Annotated in this window: 23 protein-coding genes; 9 read left to right on the top strand and 14 right to left on the bottom strand. The window is 69.7% G+C overall.

Going from position 1 to position 26,494, the window contains the following annotated elements; translation table 11 throughout:
- The first annotated feature begins 21 nt into the window (after window positions 1-21).
- Entirely contained in the window at window positions 22-648 is a 627-nt protein-coding gene (locus ABZW60_RS37880; RefSeq protein WP_355485322.1) for a TetR/AcrR family transcriptional regulator, read from the top strand.
- Here the strand turns inward: ABZW60_RS37880 and ABZW60_RS37875 are convergent.
- Window positions 645-3,890, bottom strand: a complete 3,246-nt coding sequence (locus ABZW60_RS37875) for a BTAD domain-containing putative transcriptional regulator (RefSeq protein ID WP_355485320.1) — start codon at window positions 3,888-3,890, stop codon at window positions 645-647. The genes ABZW60_RS37880 and ABZW60_RS37875 overlap by 4 nt on opposite strands.
- Window positions 3,891-3,975: 85 nt before the next feature.
- Here ABZW60_RS37875 and ABZW60_RS37870 point away from each other — a divergent pair, with 85 nt between their 5' ends.
- Entirely contained in the window at window positions 3,976-5,328 is a 1,353-nt protein-coding gene (locus tag ABZW60_RS37870; RefSeq protein ID WP_355485318.1) for a serine hydrolase domain-containing protein, read from the top strand.
- On the opposite strand, the gene ABZW60_RS37865 is transcribed toward ABZW60_RS37870, so the two are convergent.
- The 5 genes from ABZW60_RS37865 to ABZW60_RS37845 form a co-directional block, all read right to left on the bottom strand.
- Window positions 5,325-5,768 carry a VOC family protein gene (locus ABZW60_RS37865; RefSeq protein WP_355485316.1) on the bottom strand — a complete coding sequence of 148 codons (444 nt, stop codon included), beginning with the start codon at window positions 5,766-5,768 and terminating at the stop codon, window positions 5,325-5,327. The genes ABZW60_RS37870 and ABZW60_RS37865 overlap by 4 nt on opposite strands.
- A gap of 73 nt (window positions 5,769-5,841) precedes the next feature.
- Entirely contained in the window at window positions 5,842-6,654 is an 813-nt protein-coding gene (locus tag ABZW60_RS37860) for an ABC transporter permease (RefSeq protein WP_355485314.1), read from the bottom strand.
- Window positions 6,651-7,631, bottom strand: coding sequence for an ATP-binding cassette domain-containing protein (locus tag ABZW60_RS37855; protein WP_355485312.1), 981 nt, complete (start codon window positions 7,629-7,631; stop codon window positions 6,651-6,653). Before ABZW60_RS37855 ends, ABZW60_RS37860 begins: the two co-directional genes overlap by 4 nt.
- A 119-nt stretch (window positions 7,632-7,750) precedes the next feature.
- Window positions 7,751-9,067 (bottom strand): MFS transporter, encoded by a 1,317-nt coding sequence (locus ABZW60_RS37850; RefSeq protein ID WP_355485310.1) that lies wholly within the window; start codon window positions 9,065-9,067, stop codon window positions 7,751-7,753.
- Window positions 9,064-9,795, bottom strand: coding sequence for a GntR family transcriptional regulator (locus ABZW60_RS37845; RefSeq protein WP_355485308.1), 732 nt, complete (start codon window positions 9,793-9,795; stop codon window positions 9,064-9,066). Before ABZW60_RS37845 ends, ABZW60_RS37850 begins: the two co-directional genes overlap by 4 nt.
- Window positions 9,796-10,063: 268 nt before the next feature.
- Between ABZW60_RS37845 and ABZW60_RS37840 the strand changes: the two genes are divergently transcribed.
- Window positions 10,064-11,473 (top strand): S8 family serine peptidase, encoded by a 1,410-nt coding sequence (locus ABZW60_RS37840; RefSeq protein ID WP_355485306.1) that lies wholly within the window; start codon window positions 10,064-10,066, stop codon window positions 11,471-11,473.
- A 302-nt stretch (window positions 11,474-11,775) separates the two neighbouring features.
- Window positions 11,776-12,756 carry a VOC family protein gene (locus tag ABZW60_RS37835; RefSeq protein WP_355485304.1) on the top strand — a complete coding sequence of 327 codons (981 nt, stop codon included), beginning with the start codon at window positions 11,776-11,778 and terminating at the stop codon, window positions 12,754-12,756.
- Window positions 12,757-13,084: 328 nt separating this feature from the next.
- Here the strand turns inward: ABZW60_RS37835 and ABZW60_RS37830 are convergent, their stop codons facing one another.
- Window positions 13,085-13,915 carry an EamA family transporter gene (locus ABZW60_RS37830; protein ID WP_355485302.1) on the bottom strand — a complete coding sequence of 277 codons (831 nt, stop codon included), beginning with the start codon at window positions 13,913-13,915 and terminating at the stop codon, window positions 13,085-13,087.
- A gap of 60 nt (window positions 13,916-13,975) precedes the next feature.
- Here ABZW60_RS37830 and ABZW60_RS37825 point away from each other — a divergent pair, with 60 nt between their 5' ends.
- Window positions 13,976-14,920, top strand: coding sequence for a hypothetical protein (locus ABZW60_RS37825; RefSeq protein WP_355485300.1), 945 nt, complete (start codon window positions 13,976-13,978; stop codon window positions 14,918-14,920).
- Here the strand turns inward: ABZW60_RS37825 and ABZW60_RS37820 are convergent.
- The gene (locus ABZW60_RS37820; protein WP_355485298.1) at window positions 14,903-15,859 is read right to left on the bottom strand and encodes an NAD-dependent epimerase/dehydratase family protein; all 957 of its coding nucleotides are present in this window, start codon (window positions 15,857-15,859) and stop codon (window positions 14,903-14,905) included. The two genes, ABZW60_RS37825 and ABZW60_RS37820, sit on opposite strands and share 18 nt — an antisense overlap.
- The gene (locus ABZW60_RS37815; protein WP_355485297.1) at window positions 15,856-16,284 is read right to left on the bottom strand and encodes a MerR family transcriptional regulator; all 429 of its coding nucleotides are present in this window, start codon (window positions 16,282-16,284) and stop codon (window positions 15,856-15,858) included. The genes ABZW60_RS37820 and ABZW60_RS37815 overlap by 4 nt, the downstream gene beginning before the upstream one ends.
- A 150-nt stretch (window positions 16,285-16,434) precedes the next feature.
- Between ABZW60_RS37815 and ABZW60_RS37810 the strand changes: the two genes are divergently transcribed.
- Window positions 16,435-17,268, top strand: a complete 834-nt coding sequence (locus ABZW60_RS37810; RefSeq protein ID WP_355485295.1) for an SDR family NAD(P)-dependent oxidoreductase — start codon at window positions 16,435-16,437, stop codon at window positions 17,266-17,268.
- A 75-nt stretch (window positions 17,269-17,343) separates the two neighbouring features.
- On the opposite strand, the gene ABZW60_RS37805 is transcribed toward ABZW60_RS37810, so the two are convergent.
- Genes ABZW60_RS37805 through pdhA form a run of 3 tightly spaced genes read right to left on the bottom strand, consistent with a single transcriptional unit; the run spans window position 17,344 to window position 20,954 of the window.
- The gene (locus ABZW60_RS37805) at window positions 17,344-18,912 is read right to left on the bottom strand and encodes a 2-oxo acid dehydrogenase subunit E2 (protein ID WP_355485293.1); all 1,569 of its coding nucleotides are present in this window, start codon (window positions 18,910-18,912) and stop codon (window positions 17,344-17,346) included.
- Window positions 18,912-19,889: an alpha-ketoacid dehydrogenase subunit beta gene (locus tag ABZW60_RS37800; protein ID WP_355485291.1), complete on the bottom strand. Its 978-nt coding sequence runs from the start codon at window positions 19,887-19,889 to the stop codon at window positions 18,912-18,914. The genes ABZW60_RS37805 and ABZW60_RS37800 overlap by 1 nt, the downstream gene beginning before the upstream one ends.
- Before the next feature lie 3 nt (window positions 19,890-19,892).
- Entirely contained in the window at window positions 19,893-20,954 is a 1,062-nt protein-coding gene (gene pdhA / locus ABZW60_RS37795; protein WP_355485464.1) for a pyruvate dehydrogenase (acetyl-transferring) E1 component subunit alpha, read from the bottom strand.
- Between the two features lie 556 nt (window positions 20,955-21,510).
- On the opposite strand from pdhA, the gene ABZW60_RS37790 reads away from it, so the two are divergent.
- A complete protein-coding gene (locus ABZW60_RS37790; protein ID WP_355485289.1) occupies window positions 21,511-22,449 on the top strand; it encodes an EamA family transporter in 939 nt (312 codons plus the stop codon).
- A gap of 481 nt (window positions 22,450-22,930) precedes the next feature.
- The gene (locus tag ABZW60_RS37785) at window positions 22,931-23,524 is read left to right on the top strand and encodes a hypothetical protein (protein ID WP_355485287.1); all 594 of its coding nucleotides are present in this window, start codon (window positions 22,931-22,933) and stop codon (window positions 23,522-23,524) included.
- Window positions 23,525-23,660: 136 nt separating this feature from the next.
- Here the strand turns inward: ABZW60_RS37785 and ABZW60_RS37780 are convergent, their stop codons facing one another.
- Together ABZW60_RS37780 and hisC are read right to left on the bottom strand one after the other, a co-directional pair.
- Window positions 23,661-24,371, bottom strand: coding sequence for an SDR family NAD(P)-dependent oxidoreductase (locus ABZW60_RS37780; protein ID WP_355485285.1), 711 nt, complete (start codon window positions 24,369-24,371; stop codon window positions 23,661-23,663).
- Window positions 24,372-24,381: 10 nt separating this feature from the next.
- The gene (gene hisC / locus ABZW60_RS37775; RefSeq protein ID WP_355485283.1) at window positions 24,382-25,461 is read right to left on the bottom strand and encodes a histidinol-phosphate transaminase; all 1,080 of its coding nucleotides are present in this window, start codon (window positions 25,459-25,461) and stop codon (window positions 24,382-24,384) included.
- A gap of 156 nt (window positions 25,462-25,617) precedes the next feature.
- Between hisC and ABZW60_RS37770 the strand changes: the two genes are divergently transcribed.
- Window positions 25,618-26,490, top strand: a complete 873-nt coding sequence (locus tag ABZW60_RS37770) for an arginine deiminase-related protein (protein ID WP_355485281.1) — start codon at window positions 25,618-25,620, stop codon at window positions 26,488-26,490.
- Window positions 26,491-26,494: the final 4 nt, after the last annotated feature.

Here is a 26,494-nt window from a genome sequence, read left to right as displayed (position 1 = left end):
GGGGTAGCGACAAGAGGTGTGATGAGGGAACCCTCCGTACGCCGTTATTCCGGGCGGTCAGTCGAGGAGTGGAAGGCCGCGCGCCGGGAACGGCTACTGGCCGCCGCGCTCGAACTCTTCGGGACCGAAGGATATCCGGCGACATCCGTGGAACGCCTGTGCACACAGGCGAAAGTGTCCACGCGGCACTTCTACCACGAGTTCCAGAACAAGGAAGCCGTGCTGCTCGCGGTGCACGCGCAGGTGATCGAGCTGGCCGTCCGCAGCACCGGCGACGCGCTGCGCCGGACCGCCGACCGGCCGGTCCGGGAGCGGATCGCCGCGGCCGTCGACTCGTACCTGCGCACCATCATGACCGACCTCCGGCGGGCCCGGATCTCGTTCGTCGAGGTGGTCGGCGCCAGCCCGGCGGTCGAGGAGCAGCGGATCGCGTTCCGCGACCTGCTGATCAAGAACGTCCGGGACCTCGGCGACACCGCGGTCGAGCGCGGCGAGATCAAGCGCAAGGACTTCCGGTTCCTCGCGCTGGCGTTCTTCGGCGCGGTCAACGCGGTCGTCCACGACTGGATGCTCACTGAACCCCGGCCACCGGAGCAGAAGGTCCAGAACTCCCTGCGCGATTTGGCCGTGCAGCTGATTACCGCTTAGTCGGTGGTGTAACGCTTGCGGAGTTCGGCGACCGCGTCGATGCGGGTGAGCGCGGCGCCTTCGCCGTACGCGGTCTCGTACGCTTCGTTGCCCAGGGCATCGCGAAGGGCGTCGACGAGACGCTGGACGTCGGCGTCCGGGATCGCGCGCGTGCCCTTGATCGCGGCCGCGAGACCGAGCGTGCGCGCGGCGGCCGTCAGCTCGGCGGTCCGCGTCCCGGCGGCCGCCACCAACGAGTCCACCGACGTCTCGACAACGGCGGCGGCGACCGGCATGTCCTCCGTGCTGAGCGCCAACTGCACCGCCTCCCGGCCGCACTGTTGCGCCTTCTCGACGTCGCCGGTGGCCGCGTAGACCCGGCTGAGCTGCGAGAGCAGGGCCGCCTGTCCATGCGGTGCGACCCGCTCCGCCGCTGCGTCGAGCATCGCGTAGCCGCGCTCCGCGAGCTCCTTCGCCTCTTCGAAGCGGCCGGTCCGGTAGGCGAGTCGGGCGAAGCCCATGTGCGCCATCGCCTGGCCGCCGCGCGAGCCGGTCTCCTCGGACAGCCGCATGGCCCGCTCCAGGTCGGCCCGGGCGCCGTCGTAGTCGCCGAGCTCGGTCCGGCTCATCGCGCAACTGCCGAGCAGCTGCGCGACGCCTTCGGTCGTGCCGAGCTCCTCGACGAGCCGGAGCGCCTCGGTCAGCGACTCGAGCGCCTGGGCGTGGTCGCCGTCGTTGGCCTGGTAGCCGGCCAGCCCGCGCAGCGCCATCGACGTACCGAAGCGGTCGCCGAGCTCGCGGAAGCCGTCGAGCGCGATGGTCAGGTTGACCGCCATCTCGTCGACCTCACCCTCGTTCTCGCGGAACATCGCGCTGGTCATCACGCCCATGTTGCGGATCCAGGGATCCGGGTGCCGGCCGGCCGCCTCGAGCTCGGCGAAGCAGGTCGCCTTGTCCCGCCGGATCGCCGCCCACACCGCGTTGGTGAACAGGCCGATCCCGGAGTCCACGAGGATCCGGTGCCGCCGGGTCATCCAGCGGACGGTGGCGAGTCCACGGATCATCTGCTGGAACGCCGTAGCCGGATCCTCCTCGGAGGACATCCGGCCGAGCGCGAGCAGGTACAGCGCCTCGGCCTTGTCCAGCGGAACAGTCCTGCCCGGTACGGCGAGGGCGGCCTGCATCCAGCTCACCGCCTCGGCGGGGCGACCGCTCATCGTCCAGTACTCCCCCAGGACGGCGACCATCTGGACGGAGACCCGCGCGGACCCGGCGTCGATCGCCGATCGCAGCGCGTCGATCAGGTTCTCGTTGTCGGCGGTCAGCCGGGCGATCCACTCGATCTGCTCGCCGGTCCGCAGCTTCGGGCGGGCCTTGCGGAGCATGCGGCTGAAGTACGTCCGGTGCGCGTGCCGGAAGCGCTCGTACTCCCCCGAGGCCTTCAGCTGCTCGGCGCCGTACGCACGGACCGTCTCCAGCATCCGGTAGCGCACGGACCGCTCGTCCGCGGCGGCCTCGACCAGGGACTTGTCCACCAGGGACGCGAGGACGCCGAGCACGGACTCGGCGGGAAGGCTCTCGTCGCTGCAGATCTGCTCCGCGGCCTCGAGCGTCGCGCCGCCGGAGAACAGCGAGAGTCGCCGGGCGACCGCCTGCTCGTCCGGGTCCAGCAGGTCCCAGCTCCACTCCACGACAGCGCGCAGGGTCTGGTGGCGAGGCAGCGCGGTCCGGGAGCCGCTGGTCAGCAGCCGGAACCGGTCCGCGAGCCGGTCCACGATCTGCGGCGGGGTCAGCGCGCGAAGCCGGGCCGCGGCGAGCTCGATCGCCAGCGGCATCCCGTCCAGCCGCCGGCAGATCTCGGCGACCGAGTCCCGGTTCGCGTCGGTCAGCTGGAAGTCAGGACGTACGGCGCGGGCGCGGTCGACGAACAGCTGCATGGCCGGGTACTCGTCGGTGGCCGAGTCCTCCGGCGGCAGCCCGAGCGGACCGACCGGATGCAGGTGCTCGCCGGGGATGCTCAACGGCTCACGGCTCGTGGTCAGCACCCGCAGCCGCGGGCAGGAGGCCAGCAGCGAGTCGACGAGTCCGGCGACCTCCTGGACCAGATGCTCGCAGTTGTCGAAGACGAGCAGGATGCGCCGGTCACCGATGACCTCGACGAGTCGCTGGGTCGCTGCGCGGCTGGTCGGGATGTGCTTGGGCGCAAGGCGCGCCCCTGCCAGGTCGACATACTCGCTGGCGCCGAGCGTGGACAGGACTGTCGGCGCCACGTCGGCCGCGTCACCGAGTGGTGCGAGCTCCACGAACCAGATGCCATCGCCGGACTGGCCCACCAGCGATCTACCGGTCTCTGTCGCCAGTCTGGTCTTACCGGCACCTCCTGGGCCGACCATGGTCACCAGACGGGTCCCGTTGCTCAGCAGACGCGTCAGCTCGGCCACGTCTTCACGCCGCCCGACGAAGCTCGTCAGCGGAGCACGCAGATTGCTGCGGGGCGCTACAGGCGCCGGCACGGCGGCAGTCGTCGCAGCGGGATCTACGGCGTCGCCACGCAGTACTGAGACGTGTAGGTCGCGCAGCCTGGTGCCGGGGTCTGCACCGAGCTCGTCGGCCAGTGTGGTGCGGATGCGTTCGTACGCCGCCAGGGCCTCCGCCTGGCGACCGTCGGCGTACAAGGCGCGGATGAGGAGCTCGTGGATGCGCTCGCGGAGCGGATGCGTGACAGCCAGGTGCTCCAGGTCGCTGATCAGGTCGCGGGCGTGGCCGCAACTGACCGCGGCCTCGGCCAGGTCCTCCGACGCGGCCAGGCGCAGCTCTGCCAGCCGGTCCGCCTCGACGGCAGCGAACGGCAGGTCGCGGAGGTCCGTGAGAGCGTCGCCCCGCCACAGCTTCTCGGCCTGGGTGAGGAGCGCGTGCGCCTGCTCCGGGTCGGACGTCAGCAGCGCGCGCCCGCGTCGTACCAGCTCTTCGAACTGAAGGGCGTCGACACAGTCCGGGCCCAGCGTCAGGGTGTAGCCGGCCGGGCCCGACTGGACGGACACGCTCGACTCGGTGGCCGGCAGACTCGCCCGCAGGCGCGACACGAGCGACTGCAGAGCGTTCGCGCTCGGGGCCTCGCTGCCCCACAGTCCGTCGACCAGGGTCTCGACGCTCACCGGCCGCCCGGCGCTCAACGCCAGCCGCGCCAGCAGTCCGCGCAGGCGGACGCCGCGGATGTCGAGCGGAGTCCCGTCGGCCGCCCACATCGCGAGAGGCCCAAGCACCGCTATGCGCACCTCACCAGCCTCGCACATCCTCCCGACCAAACACCCGTGCCTTTTGTCATCTCGCGGCTTAAGGTCGGGGGTCGTGACCGAAATCGCCGCGCAGACGCAGATCGCGCTCTCCAGAATCGTCGCCGAACGTCAGTCCAAGGGCCGGGTGCCCGGTGTGGTGGGCGCCGTCGCCCGCGCCGGGGCGCTGGCCTGGTCGACCGGAGCCGGATCGGCCGATCTGGACAACCCCGGCGTACCGCCGACCGCGGACACCCAGTTCCTGATCGCGTCGCAGAGCAAGACACTGACGGCGGTGGCGATCATGGCGTTGCGCGATGAGGGCAAGCTCAGCCTCGACGACACGATCGAGAAGCTGATCCCGGACAGCAAACACGAGGGCATCACCGTGCGGCAGATGCTCAGCCACGCCAGCGGGATGCAGCGTGAGCCGGTCGGCGACGTCTGGGACCTGATGAAGTTCCCCTCCCGCGAGGAGCTGGTGCCGGGCTGGAACGGGGCCGAGCGGATCGGCAAGCCGCACCATCGGTTCCACTACTCGAACCTGGTGTTCTCGCTGCTCGGTGAGATCGTCGCGCGGCTCGACGGCCGGTCCTGGTACGACGCGGTCAAGGCGCGGATCCTGGACCCGCTGGAGATGCGCCGGACCACGGTCGGGATGGACGGCGGGCCCGCGCAGACCGGGTACTACGTGCCGCCGTGGACCGACGTGCCGGTGCGCGAGCCGTTGCTGGACATCGGCGCGATGGACGCCTGCGGCGGACTCGCGTCGACCGCGGAGGACCTCGCGAAGTGGGCCATGTTCGTCGCGAACCCGGTCGACGAGGTGCTGTCCAAGGACACCCTGGACGAGATGTGCCAGGTGCAGATCATGGCCGACGTGGACCGCTGGCAGCTCGCCTTCGGACTCGGGTTCATGCTGCTGCGCCGCGGCGACCGGCTGTTCGTCGGCCACGACGGCGGCATGCCCGGCCACATCACCTCGACCTTCGTCGACCGCTCGTCCGGTACGGCGGGGATCGCGCTGTTCGGCTCCACGTCGTCGCCGGCGCCGAGCGCGCTGGCCACCGACCTGGTCATCAAGGTGCTCGAGGACGACCCGCTGCCGCCGGAGGCCTGGGTCCCCGGCACCGAGGTCCCCGCCGAACTGGCCGGCGTCCTCGGCACCTGGTTCTCCGAGGGCTCGCCGTTCGTGTTCGCGGTGAGGAAGGGTGTGCTCGAGGCGAAGTCGCCGGCCGCCGCCGAGTACCAGTCCCCCGCGGTCTTCGAGCGCGTCTCCGACGACGTCTACCGCACCGTCTCCGGCCGTGAGACCGGCGAGCTGTTGCGCATCACCCGCGACCCCGCCGGGCATCCCACAAAGTTGCACTGGGCAACGTACCTCTGCACCCGCGAGCCGTTGTCCTTCGGCGAGATCAACCCCGGCTAGACGACGCAGAAGTCGTTGCCCTCCGGGTCCGCCAGCCACAGGTGGTCGAGGGTGGTGGAGTTGTCCATCGGGATCTCCCGGACCAGGGTGGCACCGGCTTCGATCAGCGTCGCGGCCTTCGCGCGGATGCGCTGCTCGCGCACGTGGTGCGGCTCGGCGCGGCCGCCGGCCACCTGCAGGTCGAGGTGCAGGCGGTTCTTGACCGTGCGCGGCTCGGGGACCTTGAGGAAGGAGATCGACGGCAGGACGCCCTCGGGATCGGAGATCGAGGCGCCGTCGCCCCACTCCTCCTCGGGGACCTCCAGGTCGGTGAGCCAGGCTTCCCAGCTGTCCCAGCCGGTCGGCGGATCCGACTCGGTGTAGCCGAGCGCCGTACACCAGAAGCGTGCGACCAGGGCCGGGTCGGCACAGTCGATGGTGAGCGTCCAGTTGGTCGTCATACCGACCACTCTGACGCTCACCACCGACAGTTGCCGACCCGGTTGCCGACCCGGTTGCCGACCCCGTTGCCGATCAGGTACGGCGGCGGTAGGCGCGGATCGCCAGCGGGGCGAAGACCGCGACCAGCCCGACCATCCAGGCCAGCGTGATCAGCAGCGGCCGCTGGATGTCCCCGCCGAGCATCAGGCCGCGCATCGTGTCGACCAGGTACTTGACCGGGTTGACCTTCACGAACGCCTGCAGGAAGCCCGGCAGCGTGTCGGTCTGGACGAAGACGTTGCTGCCGAAGGTGAGCGGGAACATCACCAGGAACGCGACGCCCTGCACACCCTGGGCGGTCTTCAGCGACAGCCCGAGCCAGACCCAGATCCAGCACATCGACAGCGCGAACGCCAGCACGACCACCAGCGCGAGGACGCCGTACCCGACGCCGTTCTGGAACCGGAAGCCGAGCGCGAACCCGGTCCCCATCAGGATCACGATCGACAGCGTGTACCGGACCGCGTCGCCGAGCACCGCGCCGACCAGCGGCGCCACCCGGGCGATCGGCAGCGACCGGAACCGGTCGAACACGCCCTTCGCGAAGTCGTCGTTCAGCGCGACCCCGGTGCCCATCGTGGAGAACACCACCGTCTGCACCAGCAGACCGGGCAGCAGGAACGGCAGGTAGTCCCGCCAGCCGGCGCCCTGCGCGATCGCCCCGCCGAACACGAACAGGAACAGCACCAGGAAGATGATCGGCTGGAACGTCACGTCCGCCAGCGCTTCCGGGTTCTGCCGGATCCGTACGACGTTCCGCCAGGCCAGCGTCAGGCTCTGCTGCACCCACGCGAACGGATTGGCGCGCCTGGCGACGTGCGCCGGCTCGAGTGTTGCGGTGGTCATCGGCCCACTCCTTCCAGGATCTTCTGCTCTTCGGCGGTGTGACCGGTCAGCGCCAGGAACACCTCGTCCAGGCTGGGCAACCGCAGTGACAGTTCGGTCACCGCGATCCCCGCCTCGTCCAGCCGCCGGACGACGACCGGCATCGACGAGCCGTCCGTGACCGGCACGCTGACCAGCGCGTTCACGACGTCGACGGACGGCCGGGTGCCGACCGACTCCGCGACGATCGCGGCGACCCGCTCGAGATGCGCGGGCTCCGCCGGGCGGACGTCCAGCGACTGCTTGCCCGCCTGCGCCTTGAGCTCCGCGGGCCGCCCGTTCGCGACCACGGCGCCCTTGTCGAACACCACGATCGAGTCGGCCAGGGCGTCGGCCTCCTCCAGGTACTGCGTGGTGAGCAGCACCGTGGTCCCGTCGAGCACGAGGTTGCGGACCGTCTCCCAGACGCCGTTGCGGGCGTGCGGGTCCAGACCGGTCGTGGGCTCGTCCAGGTACAGGATGCTCGGGTTGCCGACCAGGCTCGCGGCCAGGTCGAGCCGGCGTCGCATACCGCCGGAGTACGTCTTCGCGATCCGGTCACCGGCGTCGGTCAGCTCGAACCGCTCCAGCAGTTCGTCCGCCTTGGTACGGGCCTGGGGCCGCGAGTACCCGAGCAGCCGGCCGATCATGATCAGGTTCCGGCGGCCGGACATGTCCTCGTCGACCGACGCGTACTGCCCGGTCAGCCCGATGATGCTCCGGACCTTGCCGGCCTCCCGGACGACGTCGTACCCGCCGACCGTGGCGTGGCCGGCGTCCGGCCGCAGCAGCGTGCCGAGAATGCGGACCGCGGTCGTCTTGCCGGCGCCGTTCGGGCCGAGGACCCCGAGAACGGTGCCCGTCGGCACGCTCAGGTCGACGCCGGCAAGCGCGGTCGTACTGCCATATTTCTTGACCAAGCCGACCGCCTCGATGGCGACCTGGTTCGTTGTGGTCATCTCGGGTTCCTCCCAGCTTCCCAACCCGGCCGAAGGCCGGCTGTTGGATTCAATTCACTGGGACTACCGTGGCTGGGTGCTCTGGCACGGGCCTGGCACTCCGCTGACGGGCCGCTGTCTCAGCCCTTCAGCGGGACGATCTGGTTGGCGAGGAGCGCCTGGTACGCCTCCGGGTTGTAGCGCGCCAGGTGGCCACGGGCCTTGCGGCGGTACTTGAGGATCTGCCGCGTGCCGATCGCCCACAGCACGTACTGGAATGCCAGCGCGAACTTGAAGTCGTCGATCGCCATCGGCGCACCACCGGACGACGCGTCCAGCAGGACGCCCACCATGCCGATGCAGATCAGCGTGGCGATGAAGCCGCCGGTGTTGACCATCCCGTTGGCCGCACCGAACCGTGTCGTCGGGTTGAAGGTCCGCGCGTAGTCCAGCCCGAGCATCGAGCCGGGTCCACCGGCCGCCTGTACGACGATCAGCATCAGGAGCACCGGCAGCGGCGCCCGCCCTGGCCAGAGCAGGACGACGGTCCACATCACCACGGATCCCCCGATCACCGCCAGCACGATCCACGACCGGTAGAACGGGAACTTCGCGGCGTACCGCCCGACCAGTGGGCCGTAGCAGAGGCCGGCCAGTACAGGGATGATCAGCATCGCCGCAGCGGTCGTCGGAGCGAGTCCTTGTCCCTGCACCAGGAACGGGAAGCCCCACAGCAGGCCGAACGTGCTGCCGGAGAAGCTGGTGGTGAAGTGGGTCCACAGACCGAGCCGTGTGCCCGGCTCCTTCCAGGCGCGGCGCAGGTTCGTCTTCACCTCGTGCAGCGGCTGCTTGGCGCGGCGGAGCGGCTCGTCGTACGGGGTGTCCTTGATAAGGAACAGCACGAGCAGCCCGGTCACGACGCTCAGCACGCTCGCGGCAGCGAACGTCGGCGTCCAGCCGAAGGCATGGAAGGCTGCAGCCATCGGGACGGTCGACATGATCGCTCCCAGACCACCGAGCATTCCGGTCGCTTGTGACATCACCGGCTGGCGTAGCGCCGGGAACCACGACATAACCACGCGCAGAACGCTGATGAAGACCAGCGCGTCGCCGACACCCAGTACGGCGCGTGCGGCGAGCGCAGCGGGGTACGAGTCGACCAGGCTGAAGGCCGACTGGGCCAGGAAGAGCAGTCCGGACGAAGCGATCAGCAGCCGCTTGGAGCCGTACCGGTCGAGCAGTACGCCGACGGGCACCTGCATCGCGGCGTACACCGTGAGCTGGACGACGGTGAAGCTGGCGAGTGCCGACGCGGAGATGTCGAAGCGCTCGGCCGCCTGCAGCCCGGCGACACTCATCGAGCCGCGGTGCAGCACAGTCACCAGGTACGTCAGGACAGCAGTGGCCCACACCGCCCAGGCTCGCCGTCCGCCCAGGGGGTAGAGAAGTTCGGTCACCGGGTGCCCCGCAGATCTGTCGCGGCTTCGGCGATGTGGGAGACGACGAGCTCGCGGAAGCGCTTGACGCTGTTGCCGCCGAGCGCGTCGATCATCTCCTGGTGCGCGGTGATCGACTTGTCCATCCGGGCCGGCTGCATCTCGATACCGGGCACGCCCATCCGGACCTGGCGGTCCCGCAGGCTGTTGTAGAGCTTCGCCAGGATCTGGTTGCCGGCGGCACCGACGATGGCCTCGTGGAACGCGCGGTCCGCCTCCAGGAAGCTCTTCGCGTCACCGGCCTTGCGATGCGCGCGCATCTCGTCGACGCGCTGCGTCAGGCTCTCGATCAGCTGCTTGCGGCGCGGCCACACCTTGGCGGCGGCGTTGGTCTCGATCAGCTCGCGGGCCTCGAGGACGTCGTCGATCTCCTGCGGTAGCACCGGGAGGACGAGCGCGCCCTTCTTCGGGTACAGCTTGACGAGGCCGGACTCCTCCAGGCGCAGCAACGCCTCGCGGACCGGCGTACGGGAGACACCGACCGCCGTCGCGAGCTCACCCTCGGTGAGGAGCTCGCCGCCCGGATACGTCCGGTCGAGGATCGCGGCCTTCACGTATGCGTAGACACGCTCGGCCGCGGGGATCTTCTCCACCCCCGGCGCCGCCTCGACGACCACGCGGGCGATCTCCGCGGTCTCGTCACCCAACATCACTGCGTCCGGCGCCTGCGCCGGCTCCCCGCCTGCCACTGAACTCCTACCCATACGACTCGTATCTCTATTGTATCTATCTTACACACACAGATAATCCACCGCGGACAGCCGGTATTCCCCAGCTTGTCCACGAGTTATCCACAGGCAGATCCACAGGATGTGGGCAACTGAGCGTGATCCGCCGGCTGCATGCAGGGTTTCCCTCGCGTTGTGGATGAAGAACTCCGTCCGTCCACGATTCGGCCTAGAGTCTCGGGTTACCGGCCCGGGCCCGTCCGCCCGGGCGCTGCCCTGAGGAGGCACTGTGTCCCGAACGTCCCGTCCCCGCCGGCTGGCGGCCGGTCTGTCCGCCGCCGCGCTGGCGTGCGTGTCGCTGGCCGCCGCGACCGAGGCGACCGCAGCGACAACCGACGCCGCAGCAGCGGGTCCGCTGATGAACTATGTGGTCAACACGAAGGCCACGCCGGGTCACGTCCGCAAGGCCGAGGACGCGGTCAAGGACGCCGGCGGCACCGTGCTCGTCTCGTACCGGCAGTTCGGTGTGGTCGTCGCCCAGTCGACCAACCCGAACTTCCGGACCGACATCCGCGCGACCCACAACGGCCGTGAGGTGCAGTCCGTCGGCGCCACCCGGACCGCCGCCGTCAGCGAAGGCCCCGGCGGGCTGAACGGGATCGACGACGCCGAGGCGACCCCGGTCCTCGACCCGCGCGAGGGCGAGCAGTGGGACATGGCCCAGATCAAGGCCGACCAGGCGCACGCGATCACCGACGGCTCCCGGAGCGTCCTGGTCGGCATCAACGACAGCGGCGTCGACGACACCCACCCCGACCTCGCGCCGAACTTCGACGCGGCCGACTCGGTCAGCTGCGTCGACAACGGCGTCGCGGACACCACCGCGGGCGCCTGGCGGCCGACGACCAGCTCGCACGGCACCCACGTCGCAGGCACCGTCGCGGCGGCGCGCAACGGCGTCGGCATCGTCGGCGTCGCGCCCGGCGTGCGGATCGCGTCCGTCAAGGTCGTGAACGACGACGGCTTCATCTACCCGGAGTACTCGATCTGCGGGATCGTGTGGGCCGCGCAGCACAAGATGGCCGTGACGAACCACAGCTACTTCATCGACCCGTTCGAGTTCTGGTGCAAGGACAACGGTGACCAGGGCGCGGTGCAGGAAGCCGTCCGGCGCGCGTATGCCTGGGCGACCGACGAGGGCACGCTCTCGGTCGCGGCCGCGGGCAACTCGAACTACGACCTGTCCAACAAGACCACGGACAGCAACAGCCCGAACGACACGACGCCCGTCACGCGGACGATCAACAACGACTGCCTCGACATGCCGACCGAGCTGCCCGGCGTGATCACCGTCGCCAGCACCACCCAGGCCCGCGCGAAGAGCAGCTTCTCGAACTTCGGCCTCAACAAGATCGACGTCGCCGCCCCCGGCAGCTCGATCCTGTCCACCCTCCCCGGCGGCCGCTACGGCCTGGCCAGCGGTACGTCGATGGCCTCTCCGCACGTCACCGGCGTCGCGGCCCTGATGAAGTCCACCCACCCGTGGTGGGGCCCGCGCGACATCGAACGAGCCCTCCACACCGAAGCCGACGACACCGCCTGCCCCACCACCCCCGACCCCCGCTGCACCGGCACCACCGCCAACAACGCCTTCTACGGCGAAGGCATCGCCGACGCCCTGGACGCCGTAACCCCCTGATCCGAGCGGGGGTCCCCCGCCCGGGACCCCCGCTCCACCAGCAACGACTTGATAAGTGGGGCTGCCAGCAGACTGCTGGTCAGCCCCACGCGTCGTCTACGCACGGCTCCTCCGTCGCCGAGCTACGCGACGCTCCGACCCACCCCCGGCTGAGCGCCGGTCTTTCCTTTTGCCGGCTGCCGCCGGCGCTCTGCGGGCTGCCGCCCGACTTCTGCTCGCCAACGCTCGCGAGCGACGACCAGCTCAGCACCCTCGGCTGGCTGATCCTTGATCGGGTGGCGTGTCGGCGTGAGACTACGGAGATGCCGGACGAGCTTGTCGAAGCCGCACGCCGCTGGGTCGATGCGTTGGAGCGAGCGGACGTACCAGCGGCCAACGCGGTCAGCGGTCTCGTCGGATGGGATCCAGGTCCGTGGATCGCCGAGACGTGGCATCCAGATGTGGAGCAGTTCGCAGGTCCGGACCGGACGGTGAGCAGTGCCCGACAGATCAACGACCACATGGTCCGCGTCGTCCTGGTCGGCAACCGCGGACAGGCGTTCGTGAGCGTCGTGCTCGACGACGCCGCCAGGGTCGTCGGTACATCGGTCGACTCCGACGAGCAGGACGGCCGATTCTGGGTCGTCATGGGCTGCCCCGAGGAGCGAGAGGACGAGCTGCGGGCGTTCTACACGATGCTCACGCAGGGACGGATCAGCCCAGGCGAAGGCCCGATGCGCCCTCCATGCTGGGGCGACCCGGCAAACCCGACGCAGATCCACCTCGACGTACAGGTCGCCGACCTGGACGCCGCCGAGCACGCGGTGCTGGAGCACGGCGCCACGAAACTGGAGGACTTCCCCGGCTGGCGCGTGTACGCCGATCCGGTAGGCCATCCCTTCTGCCTGTACCCCGGCCTCACCAACCCCACAGACCGACTCGGCACGCTGGCGCGCGTGGTGCTCGACTGCGCCGATCCACGACCACTGGCACAGTTCTGGGCCGCGATGCTCGACATGCCCCGTACGGTCGAGCACTCACCCGACCGCATCGTGATAGCCCGCGCCGACGACCACCTGCCGATGCTCGCCCTCCAGCGCGTCCCCAACTACCAACCACCACGCTGGCCCGACCCCGACTACCCGCCACAGATGCACTTCGACGTCGGCTTCGACGACCGAACCGAAAAGGAACGCCTAGCCCTCCAACTCGGAGGCACACAGCTACCCCCACAGGGCGGCAGCTGCCCCGTATACACCGACCCCGCCGGCCACCCATTCTGCCTTTGCTACAAGGGCGAGTGAACCAACGGCAACCAAGCCCAGAGGTCGAGCCTAGTCATCCAGCCACGCGCCTCCGCTGACGTTGCGGTGGTCCCCCGTGATGGCCTCGGATGCAAGCGCCACCGGTCCTCGGATTCTCGCCGTCGCTCGCTGACCAACTCCGCGCGTGGCCACCAGGCAGTCGCTCGCGCGGTAGCGCGTGGTCCGGCGTTAAGCCGGGGGTGGGTGGGAGCGGCGCGGAGGAGCCGCCCGGAGCACCGCGTTGGGCTGACCACTTTCCCCGTCAGTATCACTTCCCGGTTCAGTACCAGATTCCCTTCCAGTGCCAGGTTTTCCCTTCGGTACTTCCCTAGCCGGTCGTGATCAGGATGATGCCGGCTACTACTACGGCTGCGGCGGCGGCTCGTTTGGGGCCGAAGCGTTCGTGGAAGAAGAGGGCGCCGATGATGGCGCCGAAGATGATGCTGGTTTCGCGGAGGGCGGCGATGGCGGCGAGGGTGCCTCGGGTTTGGGCCCAGAGGACGAGGCCGTAGGCCGCCATCGAGACGACGCCGCCTGCCAGACCCGAGAGGATCGCGGAGCGGGGGAGGTCGAAAGCTCGTGGGCCGCGCCAGGCGAGGACTGCCAGGGGAACGGCGAAGCCCTGGAGCATGAAGACCCAGCCCATGTACGTGGCCACCGGCATCTTGTGGACGGCGACCCCGTCGACGACCGTGTACGACGCGATCATCAGCCCAGTCCCGATCGCCGCGAACAGCGCCGGGATCTGACTGCGACCGGGCCGGCCGATGAAGACGAGCGCGATGAGGCCGGCTGATACGAGCAGCACTCCGGCCAACTCCAAAGCGGCCAGGCTCTGATGCAGTACGACGATCGACACCACCGCCACGACCCACGGCGACGTACCGCGGGCCAACGGGTACATCTGGCTGAACTGCCCCAGCTGGTACGACGCCAGCAGCCCGCCCAGATACGCGAGGTGCAGCAGGGCAGACGCGATGATGAACCACCACGTCCCGGCCGGCGGCAGCCCCATCACCAGGACCGCAACGAGCCCGATCACCCCGGCCGCGAGCTCGAACAACGCCAGCCCGGCCACCCGATCCGGCGTCCCGTGAGCCATCGCGTTCCAGGTCGCGTGCAGAACCGCCGCCCCGAGCACCACCAGGATGACCACCACCCCCACACCCTCTCACCGGCGGTCCAGGCGGTCAGCTGGATTAGCCGCGATGATGGTCACGTGGACACCGCAGCCAGGCACCGCCTGTACGACGCCGCAGCGCGGTGCTCCGCGGATCCGCACTGGGCCGACGCACGCCCGATCGAAGCCGCCGCCCTGGCCCTCGCGGACGGACTCGACTCGCCCGCCCTGCGCCAGCTCGCCGGAGAACCACAGTCCGCCCGATCCGGGCCGCTCCGCCGCCTCCTCCTCGACGCCTTGGAAGAGCTCGACATCCCGCTGCCCGACGGCACGTCACCTGGTCAGCGCGTCAGCGGTACGTCGTACGCGCGTCTCCCTTCGGACACCATCCGGCTCGAGATCAGCAGCGGTGAAGAGGTCCTGATCCACGTCAACGGGCTGGAGATCACCGAAGCCGGTGCCGGCATGGGCATGCGCCCGTTCGATCTGTTCGTCCCCGCCAACCAGCTCGTCGCGACCACCGAGCCCCGGGACGTGATCGTTGCCCGCTGCTCCTGCGGGGAGGTTGGCTGCGGCTCGACCCAGGCCCGGATCACCCGGGACGACGGCGTTGTCCACTGGGACTGGTCCGTCGACGTACCCCTGGGTCACGGCGTCTCCTTCGAGGCGGGGGCGTACGACGCCGAGGTCGAGCGGATCGGCGGCGACCGGAGTTGGCAGGGCCCGGCGGACACCGTCGCGCGAGCGGTCCTCGAATCCGCTGACCGCGAGCTCCTGGCCGCTGCGGGCCTGGGGCTCAGTTGGGCCGCGCCGGATCATCGCGATCCACGGCAGTTCCTGGTTGCGCTGGTTGTCGAAGCCGAGCAGTTCCAGGTGTTTCTCCGCTTCCCGATGAAAGCCCCCGAGCGGCTGGCCGAGGAGATACTGCGAACCCTCCGGCAGCCGCCCGCGAAGTGGCGCGCAACGTTCCATTCGATGATGGTCGGTCGCCGCGGACGGCCCTCCATCGCGGGGTGGCGTTGGCGTTCACAAGACGCCTGGTGACCACAGTCCCAGGTCGCGGAGGCTCTCTGCGGTTTCGACGATGGTGGTTTCCACGGGGCGTGGTTGCCAGCCGAGGGCGCGGGCTCGGTCGTTGTGGATGATCGGACGCGGCAGGTCGGGACCGGGGGCTTCCTCGGTCGGTGTGGCCGCGCCGAGGCGACGGTGCAGGATCTCGGCGATCTCCAGGAAGCTCACCGTCGGGCCGTCGGCGACGGCGAGGTAGCGGTGGCCGGCGGCATCCGGGGCGGCCATTGCGCGGACGTGCAGGTCGGCGACGTCGCGGACGTCGACCACACCGAAGCGGGCGCGCGGCGCGACCGTCATCGTGCCGTCGAGCATCATCGTGATCAGTTGCGTCGACGAGCGCAGGTCCGCGGTGAGCGTCGGGCCGAAGATGCCGGTCGGGTTGACGACCACCAGCTCGGTGCGGGCGTCGCGCATCAAATCCCACGCGGCGCGCTCGGCGATGGCCTTCGAGCGGGGGTACGGCGCGAGGCCCGGCGTATCGGGGTCCGTCCAGTCCGCCTCGGTGAACTCGGCTCCCGGCTTCGGCGTGTACCCGATCGCGGCGAACGACGAGGTCAGTACGACGCGTCGCGCGCCGGCGTCCCGCGCTGCCCGCAACACGCGCAGGGTTCCCTCGCGGGCCGGGACGATCAGCTCGTCCGGGTCGTCGGGCTGGGCGACCGGGATCGGCGAGGCGACGTGGTGGATCTCCGCGCAGCCGTCGACCGCGGCCTTCCAGCCGTCGTCGGACATCAGGTCGGCCTCGACGATCTCCAGCCGGCCGTCGTCCGCGGCACCACGCCGTACGGCGGCCCGCACCGAGGCCGAGCGAGCCGCTGAGCGCACCGTCGTACGGACCTCCTGCCCGTCACGCAGCAGCCGCGCGATCAGGTGGGTCGCCAAGTACCCGGAACCGCCGGTGACGAGGATCATCGCAGCTCACCCACCACGGGCACGAGCCGGCGGATCGCGTCGGCCTCCGCGGATTCGTCGCCGCGATCGCGGGCGTCCCACAGCGAGGCCTTCTCGCGCAGGTACGTGAGCCGCACCTGCTGCGCGGCGATCTCGGCCTCGATCCGCTCCGCGTGCAGCAGCAACAGGTCACGCTGCTCGGCTGCGGCCTCCCGCCCGCGCAGGCGGTTGGCAAGGTAGGTCCGCATGTCCTCGATGCCGACGCCGGCCGCGCGCAAGCAGGCCAGGGCTTCGAGCGTGTCCACATCCGTGCTGCCGTACCGGCGGTGCCCGCTGCTCTCGTCCCGGCTGATCGGCCCGACCAGCCCGACGTCCTCGTAGTACCGCAGGGTCGGCTCGCTCAGCCCGCTCCGCCGCGCGACTTCTTGAATGGTGAAGCTCGTCATGCCGACCACGCTCACACACTTCAAGCGCTTGAGGTCAACAGTCCTGGTCCCGCGTCCCCTGTGCCCGGCGTCACGTCCGTCGGCTGTCACAGGGATCGTGTGGCCGGCACCTCATGGTCGAAGGAAGGATCGAGAGAACGGAAGGACATCATGAGCAAGGTCTGGTTCGTCACCGGTTCGTCGCGTGGCTTGGGGCGCAACTTCGTCGAGGCCGCGCTGTCCCGAGGCGACAAGGTGGCCGCAACAGCCCGGAACGTCGAAGGTCTCGAGAACCTGGTCGCCGCGTTCAGCGACGCCGTCCTCCCGCTGGAGCTGGACGTGACCGACAGGGATGCGGTGTTCGACGGGGTTCGGCGGGTTGTCGAACACTTCGGGCGGATCGATGTCGTCGTGAACAACGCCGGGTACGCACAGATCGGCGCGATCGAGGAGCTGACCGAACAGGACCTCCGCAACCAGATGGAGACCAATCTCTTCGGTGCGGTCTGGGTCGTTCAGGCCGTGCTGCCGCACCTCCGCGCGCAGGGCGCGGGCCACATCGTCCAGTTGTCCTCGGCGGCCGGGATCGTCGCGATGCCGCTCGGCGGCGCTTACCACGCATCCAAGTGGGCGCTCGAGGGACTCAACGAGGCCCTCGCGGGCGAGGTCGCGGACTTCGGTGTCAAGGTCACCGTGATCGAGCCGGCCGGGTACGCGACCCGCGACGGCAAGAACCCGAACCCGCTCGACAACGGGCACCTGGCCGAGCCCAACCCGGCGTACGACGGGCTCCGTCGGCGTCTCGGTCAGCTCGTGGGGAAGCAGCCGGCCGGGGATCCGGCCGCGGCGGCTCAGGCACTGCTCGAGCTCGTCGACGCCGACAACCCGCCGCTGCGGGTGCTCTTCGGGCAGGGCTTCTACCCGATGATCGAGCAGGCGTACGCCGATCGCCTGAAGACGTGGTCCGACTGGCAGGACTTCTCCGCCCGCGCACACGCCCGCTGAACGCGGCGCCGCCGGCCTGGGGAGGATCCCGTCCCTGTTCGGGCAGAAGATCCTCCCCAGCTTCGCCGGTCGGGGTCAGAACATCAGTGCGCGGGCCGGATCCTCGAGGATGCCGGCCACGTCGGCGAGGAAGGTGGAGCCCTTCTCGCCGTCGATCAGGCGGTGGTCGAACGACAGCGCGAGCGTGGTGATCCAGCGCGGGACGATCTCGTCGTCCACCACCCACGGCTGCTTGCGGACCGCGCCGAAGGCGAGGATCGCGGCCTCGCCCGGGTTGATGATCGGCGTACCGGCGTCGACGCCGAACACGCCGACGTTGGTGATCGTGAACGAGCCGCCTGCTTGGTCGGCGGGCTGGGTCTTGCCCTCGCGGGCGGTCGCGACCAGGTCGTTCAGTGCCTTGCACAGGTCCGGCAGGGTGAGCGCGTCGGCGCCCTTGATGTTCGGGACGATCAGGCCGCGCGGGGTGGCGGCGGCGATGCCGAGGTTGACCGCACCCTTGTAGACGATCTCCTGCGCCTGCTCGTCCCAGGCCGCGTTGACGATCGGCGTACGGCGGGCTGCCAGCGTGACGGCCTTCGCGACGATCAGCAGCGGCGAGACCTTGAGGTCGCGGAACGCCTTGTCGCCCTTCAGCCGCTCGACCAGCTCCATGGTGGCGCTGACGTCGACGGTGATCCACTCGGTCACGTGCGGCGCGGTGAATGCACTGGCGACCATCGCCTGCGCCATCACCTTCTGCACGCCCTTCACCGGGACGCGCGTGTCCTCGCGTCCACTGACGACCGGAGCAGGTTCGTACGCCGCCGGCGCTTCGGCCGGAGCCGCCGCGTACGCCTCCACGTCCGCCCGGGTGATCACCCCGCCTGGGCCCGTCGGCGCGACCGCAGCCAGGTCGATCCCCAAGTCCTTGGCGAGCTTCCGCACCGGAGGCTTGGCCAGCACATGCACAGACCCGTTGCCTCCAGCAACCGGCGCCTGCGGCGCCGGGGTGAGAGGAGCGGCGCCGAGGCCACCCTGCGCACCCACTGGAGCGGCGGCAGCCGCAGCCGGAGCAACTGCGGCCGGAGCGACACCACCAGCGGTGGAGCCCGGGGCCGTGAACCCTGGGGCGGCGGAGCCCGGCGTGCCAGCACCCGGCGCGGCAGAGCCCGGCACGGCAGAGCCCGGCGCGGCGGCGTACGCCGCCGGTGTGCTGCCTGCGGCCGGCGGTGGGGCGACTACCCCATCAGCAGCCGGAGCCGGAGCCGAGCCGGCGGGGGCTGCGGGCTTGCGTTGGCGGCGTTTGGCTTCGGTGGTTTTGGGGCCGTAGCCGACCAGGACCGCCGTGCGACCGCCGGATTCCTCCGGTTCCGGGACCGACGGGACCATGTCGTCGGCGAGAGCCTCGGCGGCTTCGGCGGACTCGGTCTGCACCGAGATGATCGGTGTGCCGACCGGGACCGTTTCGCCTTCCGGTACCAACAGCTCGGTGACGACGCCCGCGAACGGGACCGGGAGTTCGACCAGGGACTTCGCGGTCTCGATCTCGACGATGGTGTCGTTGAGCTTGACCGTGTCGCCGGGCTTGACCTTCCAGCTGACGATCTCGGCCTCGACGAGTCCTTCGCCGACGTCGGGGAGACGGAACTGCTGGACGCCCATCAGTACCCCATCACCCGGTCGACGCCGTCCAGCACCCGGTCGAGGTCCGGCAGGAAGTCGTCCTCCATCCGCGACGGCGGGTACGGAGTGTCGTACCCGGTCACCCGGAGCACCGGCGCCTCGAGATGGTAGAAGCACTCCTCGGTCACCCGCGCCGCGATCTCCGACCCGGGCCCGAACGAGTACGGCGCCTCGTGCACAACGACCGCGCGCCGGGTCTTCTTCACGGACGCGAAGATCGTCGGCAGGTCGAACGGCGCGATCGTCCGCAGGTCCACGACCTCCAGGTTGCGGCCGTCCTCGACCGCGGCCTCGGCGGCCTGCAGGCAGGTCTTCACCATCGGGCCGTAGCAGAGCAGTGTCGCGTCGGTGCCCTCACGGATGACCTTCGCCTTGTGCAGCGGCAGCGCCGGCGGCACGTCCTCGTCCAGCTCGGCCTTCTCGTGGTAGCGCCGCTTCGGCTCGAAGAACACCACCGGGTCGTCGGACTCGATCGCCTGCTGGATCATCCAGTACGCGTCGACCGGGTCGCCGCAGGAGATCACCTTGAGCCCCGGCACGTGCGCGAACAGCGTCTCCGGGGACTCGGAGTGGTGCTCGACCGCGCCGATGCCGCCGCCGTACGGGATCCGGATGACGACCGGCATCCGGATCTTGCCCATCGACCGGTAGTGCATCTTGGCGACCTGGTTGATGATCTGGTCGTACGCCGGGAACACGAACCCGTCGAACTGGATCTCGCAGACCGGCCGGTATCCGCGCAGCGCCAGGCCGACCGCGGTACCGATGATGCCGGACTCGGCCAGCGGGGTGTCGATCACCCGGTCCTCGCCGAAGTCCTTCTGCAGGCCCTCGGTCACCCGGAACACACCGCCGAGCTTGCCGATGTCCTCGCCCATCACGACGACCTTGGCGTCCTTCTCCATCGCCGCCCGGAGTCCGGCGTTGATGGCCTTGCCGAGAGTGATCTTGGTCATCGCTCAGCCCTCGCCTTCGAACGAAGCGGCGTACGCGGCGAACTGCTCGCGCTGCTCGGCCAGTTGCGGCGTCTCCTCGACGTACACGTTCTGGAAGAAGTCGGTGAGCACCGGGTCGGGCAGTGCCAGGCAGCCGGCCCGTAGTTCGGCGGCGATCTTGTCCGCCTCGGCATCGACGTCGTCGAAGAAGTCGTTGCCGACCCCGGCGTGCCGGGTCAGGTACGCGTGCACACGCTCGATCGGGTCCTTGAGCTTCCAGTGCTCGAGGTCCTCGTTCAGCCGGTACTTCGTCGGGTCGTCGGAGGTGGTGTGCGCGCCCATCCGGTACGTGTACGCCTCGATCAGCGACGGCCCGCTGCCCTCGCGGGCGCGCTTCAGAGCCTGCTGGGTGACGGCGTACGTCGCGAGCACGTCGTTGCCGTCGACGCGGACGCCGGGGAAGCCGAAGCCGGCGGCGCGCTGGTACAGCGGGATCCGGGTCTGCCGGTCGATCGGCTCCGAGATCGCCCACTGGTTGTTCTGGCAGAAGAACACCACCGGCGCGTTGAACACCGAGGACCAGATGAACGCCTCGTTCACGTCGCCCTGGCTGCTGGCGCCGTCGCCGAAGTAGGCGATCGTGGCCTCGCCGTTGTCCGGGTCGCCGACCGCGTGGTCGCGCTGCTGGCCCATCGCGTACCCGGTCGCGTGCAGCGTCTGCGCGCCGATCACGATCGTGTACAGGTGGAAGTTGTTGTCCTTGGGGTCCCACGCGCCCTGGTCGACGCCGCGGAACAGGCCGAGCAGGTTCAGCGGGTTGACGCCCTGGCAGAACGCGACGCCGTGCTCGCGGTACGTCGGGAAGACCATGTCCTTCTTGTTCAGCGCCCGGCCGGAGCCGATCTGGGCGGCCTCCTGGCCGAGCAGCGACGCCCACAGCCCGAGCTCACCCTGGCGTTGCAGGGCGGTCGCCTCGGCGTCGATCCGGCGGACCAGGACCATGTCCCGGTAGAAACCCTCGATCGCCTCGTCGTCCAGGTCGAACGAGTAGTCCGGGTGCTCGACGCGCTCGCCTTCGGGCGTCAGGAGCTGGACGAACTCGACCTCTTCGGAGGCCTGGGGCGGGCTGACCGGCGCCTCGTGGGGCGCGAACACTTCCGGGGCAGGGCCCGGCACCGACTCACTCACATGCACTCCTCGGGTTCGAACGCGGGATCGCCGCGACCGCACGTTGCACGGGGACCGGCGCCTTCAGCCGGGTGAGGCTTTCGCAGGCAGGTCCGCGTGGATCCAGGGTTGATGCACTGTTGGCAGTGGACCTCCTCACTGGTCTCACTCCCATCTTGCCGGACACCGTACCGACCAGGTGCCTGATCCGCTAACTGTCTGGACTCCGGCAGGTACGGCGGTACCGAAATCGGTCTCGCGGTGAGACACCAGTCCATCCACTGGTCCGGTCCCCACGCTCATATGACAGAGATCGAGCATCTCGACACCAAGTGTCACAACTTGGTGTCGAGCACCCGCGGCGTGGCGGGAAACCGCTGGCCACTGGCCGGATATCACCTTGCGGCCCGGCGCGCGCGATCGTAGCGTAAGCATCGTTCCTGCAAGACGCCCCTGACACTCGAGGAGTCGCACGATGGCCACCTCCGCACCGGCCAGAGTGGCCGAGACCGGTTCCCGGACGGCCTCGGGCGCGATGATCTGGACCGCACTCGCGGTCGTGTACGTCGTCTGGGGGTCGACGTACCTGGCGATCCGCGTCGTGGTGGAGGCCGAGATCCCGCCGATGCTCGGGATGGCCGCCCGGTTCCTGACCGCGGCGATCCTGATGGCGACCGGCCTGGCGCTGAAGTCGGGCCGGCAGCGGCTGCGGATCACCCGCCGGGAGGCGGTCGGCGCGGCCACGGTCGGTGTCCTGCTGCTTGCCCTGGGCAACGGCGCGGTGGCGGTCGCGGAGCAGACGGTGCCGTCCGGCCTCGCGGCACTGCTGGTCGCGGCGATCCCGTTGTGGCTGATGCTGCTGCGGGTCGGCGGCGGCGAGCGGCCGCGGGCGATGACCTGGGTCGGCGTGCTGATCGGCTTCGGCGGGGCGGCGCTGCTCGCGTTGTCAGGTGGCAACACGAGCGCGAAGCCGCTGTCGGTGGCGATCCTGGTGGCCGGCACGATCTGCTGGGCGATCGGCTCGCGGTACGCGCCGCGGCTCGGGCTGCCGCGGGACCCGCTGGTGACGGCGCTCTACGAAATGGTCTTCGGCGGTACGGCGATGGTGCTGCTCGCCGTACTGCGGGGCGAGCCCGGGCGGCTGCACCTGGACCGGATCCACGGGAGCGGGTGGATCGCGCTCGCGTATCTGGTGGTGTTCGGGTCGCTGCTCGCGTACACGGCGTACTCGTACCTGCTGGCGAACGCGCCGATCTCGCTGGTCGGCACCTACGCGTACGTGAACCCGGCGGTCGCGGTGTTCCTCGGCTGGCTGATCCTGAGCGAGAGCCTGACCTGGCAGATCCTGCTCGGCGGCGCGGTGATCATCGTCGGCGTCGCCCTCGTGGTGACCGCCGAGCGCCGGCGCAGGTAGCCGCTGCCCCAAAGGAAAGACCCGGGCCCGAAGGACCCGGGTCTCCCACCGCTGCCGATGCGCGCGGCAGCGGGTCTGGCCGCCGGTCGCGCCCTGCCCCGAAAAAACACGGCTCGAAACTCCGGCAATGCTTCCAACATATTCCGACGAATCGTGCTATTGCCAATTCGGCGGCCACCGAGCCCACCGAAACAATCGTTCCGATTCACCGGGCATCCGTCACCCGCGCTGACTCAACGACGCACCTGGATCGCGGTTACGGGTCCTTTCGTCTCAACTTCCACTCACTCTCCCGACCGCGCCGTTACCGGCAAGTTGCCTGGTCAGCGCGGTTTTCGTTGTCTCGTCAGGGAAGTCATCACCGACCGGCTATGCAGTCACGCACCATCGAAATAGTTGACAAAAAAGTTTGTAACCGGGCCCGCCAGGTGTCGTTACCACTAAGACGAATCCGTCAAAACCCGAAAGGAAACCTGGCATAATGCAGGTAACTCGCAAGATCGTCGCCGCCGCGGCAGTGGCGACCGTTGCCACCCTGGGCCTGGCCACCGTCGTGAGCGCCAACGTTCTCGACGACGCGCAGCAGAAGGCTCAGACCACCGGTCTGGCCGACGCGGTGTCCGCGGCCAGCAAGGGCTACGACGCGGACCACGCTCGCTGGTGGGGCATGCACAAGGACGGCTCGCTGGTCGCCATCGACCGCAACGACCTCGGCGCGTTCCAGGCCTGCCACAACTTCGGCTCCGCCACCGGCATCGGCGGCAACGTGCCGGCGCAGGACATCACCGGCATCGTCGGCTGGGGCAACGACGGCAACAGCGTGACCGCCGTCAAGACCTGCGAGCAGGACAACGAGCAGAACCGCAAGTGGTACAAGGCTGACGGCAACGGTGTCGTCTCCGTGAGCGACAACAAGGTCGGCCCGTGGCAGGTCTGCCACAACGACATCTCGGGCTCCGGCATCGGTGGCAACGTGCCGCTGACGAACCCGGTCGGCATCCTCGGCCTGGACAACGACGGCAACTCCGTCGACTCGCTCAAGACCTGCGAGCAGAGCAACGAGCAGAACAACTGACCCTCCCTGGTCAGTGATGATGCAGGACCCGAAAGAGCCACCTCGGTGGGGTGACTGATTCGGTGCAACACCCGCAACACAGCGGCGCCGGGAGCAAGCCTCACTCCTCCCGGCGCCGCTTCTTCGTGTCCGGACGTCAGAGCTTGCGGAGGTCCACGCAGGCGCCGTTGGGAAGGTCTCTGGTGAGCAGCGACCAGATGCCGGTGGCGGCGGCTTCGGGCGTGGCCAGCGCGCCGGCGCGTTTCAGGTCGAGGAACCGGGTCACGGCGGGGAAGTCGGCCTCGGCGGTGCCGCGGATCTCGGACTGCATGGCGGTGTCCACGACGCCGGGAGCGACGGCGATCACCCGGCACCCGTCGGCAGGTTGCTCCTGACCGACCGTGCGGACCCAGTGCTCGACGGCCGCTTTGCCGGCGTTGTACGACGACCACCCGGCGTACGCCGTGGTCGCGGCGCCGGACGAGAGCATGATCAGGTCACGCCGGCAGGTCAGGTGCGCGGAAGCCCGGAGGAACGCGGCGCCGAGGACCTGCGGTGCGGCCGAGTTCAGCAGCACGGCCCGGGCGTACGCGTCCGGGTCAGCGCCCGCCGCCGGGCCGATGGGTGTGATCGTCCCGGCGTTGTGGATGAAGACCACGCGCTCACCGTCGTACGCCGACAGCTCGCCGCCGAAGTGCGCCGCGACCCGCGACCACTCCACCGGATCCGCCAGATCGGCCCGCAGGTGCTCCGCCGTACCGCCGCTGCGGGAGATGTCGATGACCCGGGCGTCCGGGAAGGGCACCGCGGCGGCCAGCGCGGCGCCGATCCCGGCCGAGGCTCCGGAGATCCAGACGAGTGCGGTCACCGGCCGGCGGTCACTGCCGCCACGCGCCGGCCACCTGCAGGAACAGGTCGTTGGCCTCGCGTTCGCCGATCGTGACGCGGACGCCCTCGCCGGGGAACGGGCGGACCGAGACCCCCTCGGCCTGGACCGCCTCGGCGAACTTGACCGTGTCCTCACCCAGATCGAGCCAGACGAAGTTCGTCTCCGACTCCGGGACGTCCCAGCCTGCGGCCCGGAGCGCGGCCATGACCCGCTGCCGCTCCTCGACCAGGGCGTCGACGCGCTCCAGCAGCTCGTCCTCGACGCCGAGGGACGCGATCGCGGCCGCCTGGGCCACGTAGCTGACGCCGAACGGGAGCGCGCATTTCCGGATCGCGGCGACGACGTCGGGGTGACCGATCGCGTACCCGACCCGGAAGCCGGCCAGTCCGTAGGCCTTGGAGAACGTCCGCAGCACCAGCACGTTCGGCCGGTCGCGGTACAGCTCGACCCCGTCCACGACGTCGGTCTCCCGGACGAACTCGCGGTACGCCTCGTCGATCACGACCAGCACGTTCGACGGGACGGCGTCGAGGAACGCGATCAGCTCGTCGCGGCGTACCACCGGGCCGGTCGGGTTGTTCGGAGTACAGACCAGCACGACCTTGGTGCGGTCGGTGATCGCGGCCTCCATCGCCTTGAAGTCGTGGCGGGCCTCGGCGGTCAGCGGCACCTTGACCGACGTCGCGCCGGTCAGCTGCACCGCGATCGGGTACGCCTCGAACGAGCGCCAGGCGTAGATCACCTCGTCACCGTCGGCGACCGTCGCCTGCAGCAGGTGGTACAGCAGCGCGACCGATCCGGTTCCGACCGCGAGGTCGCTCACCGGTACGCCGAACCGCCCGGACAGCGCCTCGAGCAGGTCGACAGCGCCCATGTCCGGGTAGCGATTCATGTGTGCGGCGGCCTCGGTCGCGGCGGCGAGCACCCCGGGCAGCGGCGGGTACGGGTTCTCGTTGCTGGACAGCTTGTAGGTCGGCCGGCCGTCGGAGCGCTCCGGCGGACGACCCGGCTTGTAAGCCGCGACGTCGTCCAGGCAGGCGCGAAAGCGAACCTCGTTGTCAGGGGTCATGCCCGCAGGTTAGTCCTTACCGATTCGGAGAACCACCCTGTCCGGAGCGACCTGCCGCGAGGGTTTGACTCCGGGTACGCCGAGCCTCAAACTGACTGATTGTCGGACAATCAGGGGATCTGGCGATCAGGTCTCAACGGTCGTGGGAGGGTGTTCATGGGACAGCCGCTGGAGTGGGGTCGCCGGAATCTGATGGTCCGGCCGGACCACTTCCGGATCGACTACGTGATCAACCCGTACATGTCGACGCACGACCAGCCGGACCCGGCGCTGACGCTCAAGCAGTGGGAGTCGCTGCGGCAGGCGATCGTGGACGCCGGCGGTTCGGTCGAGGTGCTCGACCAGCGCGAGGACTCGCCGGACATGGTGTACGCGATGAACCTCGGGCTGGCCACCGCGGACGGGCGCGCGATGCTCTCGCACATGCGGTTCGAGCCGCGCCGGAAGGAGTCGCTGAGCGCGGCCGACTGGTTCACCGGGAACGGGTTCCGGCTCGACCGGACCGGCGGTGAGGGCGTCGGGGCGCACTTCGAGTCCGGCGACGCGTTCGTGTTCGGCGACAGCCTGGTCGTCGGGTACGGGCCGCGGAGCGAGGCCGAGGCGCTCAAGCAGTTGGCGACCGAGTGGAACATCCGGGTGCGCGGGCTGCGGATCGCGCACGAGGGGATGTACCACCTCGACCTGCCGTTCTGCCCGGTCGACAGCACCCACGCGATGGTCTACCCGCCGGCGTTCGACGCCGCGAGTCAGGCCGAGCTGTCCGGGATCGTGCCGGACCCGATCGTGCTCACCGACGAGGAGGCGTTCGCGTTCAGCGGGAACTCGGTCGTGGTCGGCGAGACGATCATCATGCCGGCCTGTTCACCGCGCCTGCACGAGATCCTCACCGGCCTCGGGCTGCGGGTCGTCGTCCTCGACCTGTCCGAGTTCCACAAGGGCGGCGGCTCGGCCCGCTGCCTCACCAACCCACTGGACTTCCCACTGATCCCCATCACCACCCCAGGCGGCGAACTCATCCTCCCGGCCTGAGCCG

The sequence above is a fragment of the Kribbella sp. NPDC003557 genome, assembly GCF_040610805.1.
GTDB lineage: Bacteria > Actinomycetota > Actinomycetes > Propionibacteriales > Kribbellaceae > Kribbella.
The sequence above is the reverse complement of the archived record's forward strand: the minus strand, read 5'-3'. Positions and strand labels throughout refer to the sequence as shown.